Raw genomic sequence first — 9,497 nt, 5'->3', positions numbered from 1 at the left:
TGATAACTGATAACTGATAACTGATAACTGATAACTGATAACTGATAACTGATAACTGATAACTGATAACTGATAACTGATAACTGATAACTGATAACTGATAACTGATAACTGATATGACCTTTACTATCACTCAAAACCAAAATCAATATCTTACCTATTGTCTCAAGGATGAAGAGGCTGACGCTTATCTGGAAGTGGTTCCCGCTAGGGGAGGAATCATCACCCGTTGGCAAATTTGCGGAGAAGATATTTTCTATCTGGACAGAGAAAGATTCAAAGATCCTAACCTCAGCGTCCGCGGAGGAGTCCCGATTTTATTCCCTATCTGTGGCAACTTACCCGATAATACCTATCAACACCAAGGCCGAAACTATACCCTGAAACAACACGGATTTGCTCGTGATTTACCCTGGCAAGTGAGCAAACAAAGCACCGAAACTGCCGCTAATTTAACCCTAGAATTAAACAGTAATGAAGCCACTCGTCAAGTCTATCCTTTTGATTTTAAATTAATCTTTACCTATCAATTGCAAGGAAACAGCCTCAAAATTCACCAAAAAGTAATTAATCTTTCCCCCGAAAAAATGCCCTTTTCTATCGGGTTTCATCCCTATTTTAAAGTGACAGATAAAACCCGATTATCCTTTGATATTCCCTCCTCCCAATACCTCGACCAAGGCACGAAGACCCTCCATTCCTACTCCGGCAACTTTGACTTTAATCTCGAAGAAATTGATGCCGCTTTTCTGCAAATTACGCGCCATCAAAGTAGTTTTAGCGATTCCTATCATCAACGTCAAATTGTTATCGGTTACGACGATCTCTATACAACTATAGTTTTTTGGACCCTGAAAGACAAAAATTATATCTGTCTCGAACCCTGGAGCGCCCCCCGCAACGCCCTTAACACAGGCGAACATTTGACCTACCTAGAACCCCATAGTAGCCGTGAGGCGATCGTGGAAATGCGAGTCAATCAAATTTAAATTACCCCTTGACTTAGCCCAGATAAGATGTTATATTGATAAATCGTGTGCAGAACACGAAACGGGTCGCTAGCTCAGCGGTAGAGCACTCGGCTTTTAACCGATTGGTCTTGGGTTCGAATCCCAGGCGACCCATAAAAACTTACTGATAAAGATTGACTTGTCTTCCCCTGTCTATGGATTAGCCTTGCATACCAGCAGTCCCCAACTAGGACTGGCCCTCTCTAATTTCAGCGATGATAGTCGTCAACAAACTTGGGACTTAGACAGGGACTTATCAAACCTATTCCACCCCTATCTAAAACAGTTCCTAGCCCCGCAAAAATGGGCTGATTTAGCCTTTCTAGCCACTGCTAAGGGGCCGGGGAGCTTTACCAGTACCCGCATCGGTATAGTCACCGCTAGAACCCTAGCACAACAATTACAGCTACCGATTTTTACCGTCTCCAGTTTAGCGGCCTTTGCTTGGTCACAACGGGATTTTTATCCCCTTGATACCCATCTAGCCCTAGAAATGCCCGCCACTAGGGGACAATTGTATGTGGGTATCTATCGGGGTAATCGGGTTTATTTAGCTGATAGCCTGATGACTTTGGAACAATGGCAGCACACTTTAGAAAACTTAACTATTTCCTATCAAAGATTAGCTACACCCAGTTATTTAGGCATAAATGCCCCCGATATCCTCGATTTAGCCCATTTGGACTGGCAAACGGGAAAACGCCCCCATTGGTCGGAGGCGCTACCATTTTACGGGATGTGATTAGCAATTCCCTCTTTTTTTCAAACTATAACCAGCTAATCCGAGGGTTAGCAATCCTAAAACTGCGCTGGGTTCTGGGACAGGTTTGACGGAATAAATCGCCAGATTACGACTAACTTCATTGGCCACAATTAACAGGGGAGTACCATTGGGACTATCGGCAGCGGGAATAAATAATAATCCTTCGGGAGAGATATCACCTAATTGCCAATCGTTGATATAATCAACAAAGAAAGGATGACTAGGGTTGGTGATATCATAAACCATGAAACCGCCAGCCCTTTCTATTCCCACAAAAGTATAGAGACGATTGCCTACAGTTCCCACGGCTAAACCTTCCGGTTCTGGGCCGCGGTTATCGCTACGACTATCGAAACTACTAGGAGTACCATCGGAATTAAAGATACTAGGAGTTAGGGGAGTTGCCGAAAAAGCCGCCAAAATTTGTTCAAAATCATCGCCGCTATCGAAGACTTGGGACAGTCCATTAGTGACATTCCAAATCGAAAAAGAACGACCACCGTAGGCAAAAAGTTGACTATATTGACCTTGGTCGTTACGTCCGTCGATGCTAGAAACATCCAAACGGCCGAGATTTTGGGCTAATTGCAATTCGGCGGCATTAGGAAAAACATTGGGGTCTAAGGTTAAACTAGAAACTCGTCTGGCCTCATCTCTAGTATCCCCTTCGTTGGCAGTAATTAAATAGGTTTGTCCGGCGATGGTAACGGTGGCGATCGTATCCGGTTGGTATAAGCCAAAAACCGGCCAATTATTAATATTTACCCCTCCATCTCGATCGCTAGGGTCCAAACCATTACCTGGTGCGTTAAAATTTTTGGCTCCTAGGGGTACAATACTGGTGACTTGAGCGTTAGCAACATCGACTACGGCAACAGCATTATTTTCCTGTAGAGACACCCATGCAGTGGTTCCATCGTCGGAAACGGTGATGTATTCTGGTTCCACATCTTGGGAAACCGTTTGACCGGGAAAAATACGGACTCCCTGATTTCTTAAAGTGTTCTCTTGACCATTAAAACGGGTAAAGGTAGCAGTGTTGACCGTGGCATTGAGAACACCAGTGCTAAGGTCAATAATACTAACGGAACCATTGGGATCGATCGCCCCTCTTGCTTCCCCTTCGTTAGCGACCAAAACCCGATTACCGTCAGGAGTAAAGGTTAACATATCTGGTAAAGCACCCACAGTAACCTGACTCTGAAAGACACCATTAGTATTGAAAAAGACCACACTGCCGTTATTGGTAATCTGACTAGCTTCCATGGCCACGGCCACGATACCATTTTTGATGGCAACGCTGTTAACCCCTGCACCGTAGGGACTAAGATCGATCGAGGGTAAGCGAATTGGACTAGCGGGATTGCTGATATCGGCAATATCTAGACGATTATTAGGACCGGTCACGAATAATTTTCGACTAGCTGGGTCATAAGCGGGGATTTCTGCCCCGAAGTTATTAGCAGCAGTTGTACTATTGCCAAGACTGCTCAATCGCGTGATATTTAAAGCTGAGGCAGATTCGGTAACAATATTGATACTGCCAGCAATTGACAGCAAGGTTAATAGAATTTTCCCATGGTGACGGTCGATAGCATGAATCATATTTTTAGCTAAAAACCTGCAAAAAAAGGCTAAACAATCGCATTTTTTCAGCCCCAAGTTAAAGGAAGATTAAACAAGAGGGAAATTAAGGATATCTTCAAAATTTGGCTAATGCAAGTACAAGAGAACTAGGAAAACAGCTTACTCGATCGCTTTTTAGTTGAACGGCTCATTTACCAGGGTGATAACATGGTTTAGTATAAGCTCGATCAATATGGAATCAAGACTCGTGTTATCCACTCTCCTAGCCGATTTCAAGATCATTTTTGAACGTGACCCCGCTGCCCGCAACTGGTTAGAGGTACTGTTTTGTTATCCTGGATTACAAGCTTTACTGTGCCATCGCTTCGCCCATTGGCTATATCAGCTCGGGATTCCCTTTATTCCCCGTTTAATTTCCCATTTTGCCCGTTTTCTGACTGGTATCGAAATTCACCCCGGTGCCCAAATTGGTCAGGGTGTTTTTATCGACCATGGCATGGGAGTTGTCATCGGAGAAACCGCCATTATCGGTGATTATGCCCTCATCTATCAAGGAGTTACTTTAGGAGGGACGGGGAAAGAAAGCGGTAAACGTCACCCGACTCTGGGGGAAAATGTGGTCGTCGGTGCCGGGGCTAAGGTTTTAGGTAATATTTATCTGGGTAATAACGTTCGCGTCGGCGCTGGTTCTGTGGTGCTGCGCGATATTCCCGCCGATTGTACCGTTGTTGGTGTACCCGGTCGTTTAATCTATCGCGCTGGGACGCGGGTGCAACCCCTCGAACACGGTGATTTACCCGACTCGGAAGCGGTGGCTATTCGCGCTTTGGTTGACCGCATTGAACAACTGGAAAAACAAGTGTACGAATTGCGGCTAGAACGGTCAAAAGAACCAGATTATCGGATTAATTGCCCAGTTTTAGCCCATTTAGAAGAAGAAGCGAGTCATAGCTGTTGTCCCGCGGCCGATCAAGATATGCGCGAGTTTCTCGAAAGAGCGGTTTAACCCCGAGAATCTTTTGATATGATAGAAGACTGGTTTTCTAGTGGCTGAAATCCATTCGTCAAAGCTATTATTGTTAAGGACTACTTGGCACCATCCGATGGCTCAAACTGACTCGATCCGTATCCGTGGCGCCCGACAACACAATCTCAAAAATGTTGATATCGAATTACCCCGCAATCAGTTGATTGTTTTTACGGGAGTTTCGGGATCGGGCAAATCTTCCCTCGCTTTCGACACTATTTTTGCCGAGGGACAGCGCCGCTATGTGGAGTCCCTCAGCGCCTACGCGCGCCAATTTTTAGGACAATTAGATAAACCCGATGTGGATGCGATCGAGGGTTTAAGTCCGGCTATTTCCATCGACCAAAAATCCACTTCCCACAATCCCCGCTCTAGTGTGGGAACTGTAACGGAAATTTACGATTACTTGCGTTTATTGTTCGGTCGTGCTGGGGAACCCCATTGTCCCCATTGCGATCGCAATATTGCCCCCCAAACCATCGATCAAATGTGCGATCGAGTGATGGAATTAGCCGATAAAACCCGATTTCAAATCTTAGCCCCAGTAATTCGCGGCAAAAAAGGCACTCATAAGCAATTAATCTCTAGTTTGGCCTCCCAAGGCTTTGCCCGGGTGCGGATTGACGGCAAGGTAGTAGAATTATCCGAGGGCATCGAGTTAGATAAAAAACATCTTCATGATCTTGAAATTGTTATCGATCGCCTGATCAAAAAAGAGGGTTTACAGGAAAGATTAGTGGATTCTTTAACCACTTGTTTAAAGCATTCCGACGGTGTAGCGATTGTGGAAATTCTCGATGAGAATAACGAAGATAATCCCGAAGTTACCAAAGAAATTGTCTTTTCCGAAAAATTTGCCTGTCCCGAACACGGGGCAGTTATGGAAGAATTATCCCCCCGTTTATTCTCTTTTAATTCTCCCTATGGTGCTTGTCCCAACTGTCACGGATTGGGCAGTTTACGGAAATTTTCGGCAGATTTAGTCATTCCAGACCCGAAACAACCGGTATATTCTGCTATTGCCCCCTGGTCAGATAAGGATAACTCCTACTATCTTTCTCTCCTCTACGGTTTAGGGCAAGCTTTAGGTTTTGAAATTCAAACTCCTTGGCAGAAACTCACAAAAACCCAGCAAGATATCATTCTCTATGGGAGTAAAGAACCGATCTATTTTGAAGATGATTACCGTTACGATACTGGCCGCGGTTACTATCGAGAATTTGCGGGAGTTATCAATATCTTAGATAGGAATTATCAAGAAACCACCTCGGAAGTTATCAAACAAAGACTAGAGAAATATATTGTTAACCAAACCTGTGAAGTTTGTCACGGAAAAAGATTAAAACCAGAAGCTTTATCGGTACGTTTAGGACAATATACGGTCACGGATTTTACCGGAGTTCCGATTCGGGATTGTTTGCAGAGAATTAATGATTGTCATTTAACCCCAAGACAAGCATTAATTGGGGAATTAGCTCTCAAAGAAATCAAAGCGAGACTACAATTTTTAATCGATGTGGGATTAGATTATCTTACCCTCGATCGACCAGCGATGACTTTATCCGGGGGGGAATCCCAACGAATTAGATTAGCTACTCAAATCGGTTCGGGATTAACGGGAGTATTATACGTTCTCGATGAACCTAGCATTGGATTACACCAAAGAGATAATAGTAAACTGTTAGAAACCCTGCAAAGATTGCGAGATTTAGGTAATACTTTAATTGTCGTCGAACACGATGAAGAAACGATTCGGGCAGCCGATTATGTGGTCGATATTGGTCCAAAAGCGGGGATTCATGGCGGAGAAATCATCTGTCAAGGCAGTTTTAAAAGTCTTTTAAAGTCGAAAAAATCGATAACAGGGGCCTACCTATCGGGACGCAAAGTTATTGAAACTCCTCCCCAAAGAAGGTCTGGGAATGGTAATGCTTTAGTCTTAAAAAATTGCCATCAAAATAACCTAAGAAATATTGATGTAACGATTCCTTTAGGAAAATTAGTCTCGATTACGGGGGTATCTGGTTCGGGCAAATCCACCTTAATTAATGAGTTATTATATCCAGCTTTACAACATCATTTAACCCGTTTAACTCCCTTCCCCAAAGAGTTAGATAAAGTGGAAGGATTGGACGCGGTTGATAAAGTAATTGTCATCGACCAATCACCGATAGGACGCACTCCTCGGTCAAATCCTGCCACCTATACGGGGGTTTTTGACATTATTCGCGAGATTTTCACCGAAACCATCGAAGCAAAAGCTAGGGGTTACAAAGCGGGGCAGTTTTCTTTTAATGTTAAGGGAGGACGCTGTGAAGCTTGTTTAGGCCAAGGGGTAAACGTGATTGAGATGAATTTTCTCCCCGATGTCTATGTGCAGTGTGATGTGTGTAAAGGGGCGCGTTACAATCGGGAAACCCTACAGGTTAAGTATAAAGGTTATTCGATCGCCGATGTCTTAGATATGACGATCGAGGAAGCATTAAAGGTCTTTGAAAATGTCCCCCGGGCCACCACCAGATTACAAACTCTCGTGGATGTGGGTTTAGGATACTGTAAACTCGGTCAAAGCGCGCCCACTTTATCCGGTGGAGAAGCGCAAAGGGTGAAATTAGCGGCCGAATTATCCCGACGGGCCACGGGAAAAACCCTATATTTGATCGATGAACCGACTACGGGTTTATCTTTTTATGATGTGCATCATCTCTTAGATGTGTTACAAAGATTGGTCGATAAAGGTAATTCGATTATCGTCATCGAACATAATCTCGACGTGATTCGCTGTAGCGATTGGATTATTGATTTGGGACCAGAAGGAGGGGACAAGGGAGGAGAATTAATCGCGGTGGGAACACCGGAAACCGTGGCTAAATGTGAAAAATCCTACACTGGTCATTATCTTGCCCAAGCATTACTTCAATATCCCCCAAAAAAGCGGGATAATGTTAGGGAAGAACACAGAGATAATAAAGCCAATGATCAAGATTAGTATTTAACTCTTGTTCGCTGTTAATTTCCTGACCGGTTTTCCAAGAATAAATTTTAATATCTTGAAAGTAAGACCTTAACTGTCTTAATTGTTCTTTGGGTGTGGCGTAATAATTTTGCAGACGAAAATTATGGGGTTCATCCCGAATAATTGCATAGTCAGCAGTCAATAACTGTTGGTAGCTAAGAGAGGGATTACAGACCCGCAAAATCGCCCAGATGACTAAATTGACATAGCTACTAAAAGGATTGAAACTAATCTTTTTTTTCCAATCGAATTCTGGGATAATTCCCTGAAGATTATGACTAGAAAAGCAAAAATAACCACCCGCTTTACCGATGCGGCTAATTTCCTCTAAAACTAGAAAACGGTCAGCATGGGAAATATAATCAATGCCATTAAAACTAAAGAGAATAAAGTCAAAATAATTATCCGCAAATTGTTCTAGATTTCTGGCATCAGCCACTTGCCAGACTAAATGGGGGAATTTTTGACGACAAGCGGCGATCATTTCCGTAGAATAATCAACACCGATATATTCTCCCACAAGAGGGGCAAAATACTTCGTAGTCCGTCCCGCACCTACCCCTAAATCAAGCATTTTCATCGTCGATAAACGCTCTTGCAGCAGAGTTAAAATTGTCCTTTCTGCCGGCTGTAGCGCGGTTAATTGGGCATAATAACCGACAATACTAGGGTCTCTATAGGTTTGCTGATTTTTGTCCTTAATCATTCTCGATCGCTCTTTCCTACTACCATCTTTAAGAAAAGATTTAGACTATCATAAGATGCGCTTAAATTATCCAATTGGCATCAATGGAGATTTTTAGTTCTTTTGTCTTATCTACAAGGATAGCATTTTCCAAAAGTGATAAAAGAAATGTAAAGTTATTTTATAGTATTAGCCATAATTAAATCTCCCAGTCTTCATATTTTAAACCATCTATACGACTGAACTCACGGATATTATGAGTGATTAAAATTAACTCATTAGCCATAGCAATAGCTGCAATTTGTAAATCATAACCACCGACAGGAATACCTAATTGATTTAATTGAGACCGAATTCTTCCAGCAATTTTTGCAGAATTTTGGTCAAAAGGTAAAATCTTAAATTGATTAAAGAAACGCTCTAGCTTCGCTAAATTTTGGCTCTTCGTTACTTGGTATGGTTCGATAGGGGGGCATAAATCGACTAAATCCTTATCTGGCAAGGGATTTAATTGATTAGTTCGCTCTAGATCGAAAATAATTGACAAAAATCGCTAAATGCTTTTCTATATAGGGGTTCCATCCCTTATAACCCCCGTACATTGCATAACACAAACCGAAGAACCTAAATTTTGCTCTTTTCTACTGCTTTTATAAGCCCCATAATATAATTCTAATTGTACCACAGTAGATAAATAAATCTCGTCTGGCTGATGTTTTGCTAACTCATGAGTAACAGCCAAACTACTATTATTAAGTAGCTTAATACAAACATTTGTACTAACAGATAAGTCATAGTAGTTGTTCTCTTTCCTCATAATCTGGCTGTTTTTCTCTTACTAATAATTCACCTTCCCAACCGCCAATTACTTCTTCAAAAAAGCCTTCTTGCCATTGGCTAAATGTGGTTTTTTCTTCTTTTTCTTTTAGAGATATTGGCTGATCAACTAAGGTGACTTCTAAATCTGTGTTTTTAAGTTCAGGTGGTAAAGATATTTGTAATGTTCCATCTTCTCCTACATGGGTTTTAAAACTAATTGTTTTCATGGTTTCGGCTCAGGTTACTACTATCATAAGGATAGTGTAATATGTCCTCGCCTGACAAGGTGCGTCCCTTGCGATCTTTTAACCATAAAGACATCTTCACCCCAAACAGGTCGGACATGACAGAAACCACCATCCGATGAGAATGGCCATACATCCCACTCAAGACCGAGACGATGGATACTACTCTCTCACGGTAGCCGCTCTTTCCTACTACCATCTTTAAGAAAAGATGGCTCTTCGTTACTATTTATGCTAAATCAACAGACAAGATGCCAAGATAACATACTTCTAACCCAAAAATTACGAAAGTTTCTCAAGCCATAGGCTCTCCGTTTTATTAGTTTCAGTTTATTGTTGATTCCC

The 9,497-nt window shown here is 42.4% G+C and carries 9 protein-coding genes and 1 tRNA gene; 5 read left to right on the top strand and 5 right to left on the bottom strand.

The window, feature by feature from the left end; translation table 11 throughout:
- Nucleotides 1-116 precede the first annotated feature (116 nt).
- The 3 genes from IM509_RS02760 (at nt 117) to tsaB (ending at nt 1,752) form a co-directional block, all read left to right on the top strand.
- Nucleotides 117-989: an aldose epimerase family protein gene (locus tag IM509_RS02760; protein ID WP_052276749.1), complete on the top strand. Its 873-nt coding sequence runs from the start codon at nt 117-119 to the stop codon at nt 987-989.
- Nucleotides 990-1,052: 63 nt separating this feature from the next.
- Nucleotides 1,053-1,124: transfer RNA gene (locus tag IM509_RS02755), tRNA-Lys, on the top strand.
- Between the two features lie 25 nt (nt 1,125-1,149).
- The gene (gene tsaB / locus IM509_RS02750) at nt 1,150-1,752 is read left to right on the top strand and encodes a tRNA (adenosine(37)-N6)-threonylcarbamoyltransferase complex dimerization subunit type 1 TsaB (protein WP_002785414.1); all 603 of its coding nucleotides are present in this window, start codon (nt 1,150-1,152) and stop codon (nt 1,750-1,752) included.
- Here the strand turns inward: tsaB and IM509_RS02745 are convergent, their stop codons facing one another.
- Nucleotides 1,753-3,378 (bottom strand): choice-of-anchor I family protein, encoded by a 1,626-nt coding sequence (locus IM509_RS02745; protein ID WP_185237677.1) that lies wholly within the window; start codon nt 3,376-3,378, stop codon nt 1,753-1,755.
- 214 nt (nt 3,379-3,592) lie between these two features.
- On the opposite strand from IM509_RS02745, the gene cysE reads away from it, so the two are divergent.
- Both cysE and uvrA read left to right on the top strand, forming a co-directional pair.
- Nucleotides 3,593-4,366 (top strand): serine O-acetyltransferase, encoded by a 774-nt coding sequence (gene cysE, locus IM509_RS02740; RefSeq protein ID WP_052276747.1) that lies wholly within the window; start codon nt 3,593-3,595, stop codon nt 4,364-4,366.
- A gap of 97 nt (nt 4,367-4,463) precedes the next feature.
- A complete protein-coding gene (uvrA, locus tag IM509_RS02735; protein ID WP_052276746.1) occupies nt 4,464-7,376 on the top strand; it encodes an excinuclease ABC subunit UvrA in 2,913 nt (970 codons plus the stop codon).
- Here uvrA and IM509_RS02730 read toward each other — a convergent pair.
- From IM509_RS02730 to IM509_RS02715, 4 genes are all read right to left on the bottom strand, one after another.
- Nucleotides 7,333-8,109, bottom strand: a complete 777-nt coding sequence (locus IM509_RS02730; RefSeq protein ID WP_052276745.1) for a class I SAM-dependent methyltransferase — start codon at nt 8,107-8,109, stop codon at nt 7,333-7,335. The two genes, uvrA and IM509_RS02730, sit on opposite strands and share 44 nt — an antisense overlap.
- A 178-nt stretch (nt 8,110-8,287) precedes the next feature.
- Nucleotides 8,288-8,635 (bottom strand): PIN domain-containing protein, encoded by a 348-nt coding sequence (locus IM509_RS02725; RefSeq protein ID WP_052276744.1) that lies wholly within the window; start codon nt 8,633-8,635, stop codon nt 8,288-8,290.
- 244 nt (nt 8,636-8,879) lie between these two features.
- Nucleotides 8,880-9,134, bottom strand: coding sequence for a hypothetical protein (locus tag IM509_RS02720; protein WP_052276743.1), 255 nt, complete (start codon nt 9,132-9,134; stop codon nt 8,880-8,882).
- A gap of 257 nt (nt 9,135-9,391) precedes the next feature.
- Nucleotides 9,392-9,497: transposase (locus IM509_RS02715; protein WP_287716356.1), on the bottom strand; the 106-nt coding region annotated here is incomplete at its 5' end.

Source organism: Microcystis sp. M31BS1 (genome assembly GCF_020245285.1).
GTDB classification, from domain to species: domain Bacteria; phylum Cyanobacteriota; class Cyanobacteriia; order Cyanobacteriales; family Microcystaceae; genus Microcystis; species Microcystis panniformis.
Note: the sequence above shows the minus strand (reverse complement) of the source record. Positions and strands in the feature narration are given on the sequence as shown.

Coding starts and splice junctions, on each gene's coding strand:
- IM509_RS02760 (WP_052276749.1), top strand. CDS start 117: ATGACCTTTACTATCACTCAAAACCAAAATCAATATCTTACCTATTGT.
- IM509_RS02745 (WP_185237677.1), bottom strand. CDS start 3,378: ATGATTCATGCTATCGACCGTCACCATGGGAAAATTCTATTAACCTTG.
- cysE (WP_052276747.1), top strand. CDS start 3,593: ATGGAATCAAGACTCGTGTTATCCACTCTCCTAGCCGATTTCAAGATC.
- uvrA (WP_052276746.1), top strand. CDS start 4,464: ATGGCTCAAACTGACTCGATCCGTATCCGTGGCGCCCGACAACACAAT.
- IM509_RS02730 (WP_052276745.1), bottom strand. CDS start 8,109: ATGATTAAGGACAAAAATCAGCAAACCTATAGAGACCCTAGTATTGTC.
- IM509_RS02720 (WP_052276743.1), bottom strand. CDS start 9,134: ATGAAAACAATTAGTTTTAAAACCCATGTAGGAGAAGATGGAACATTA.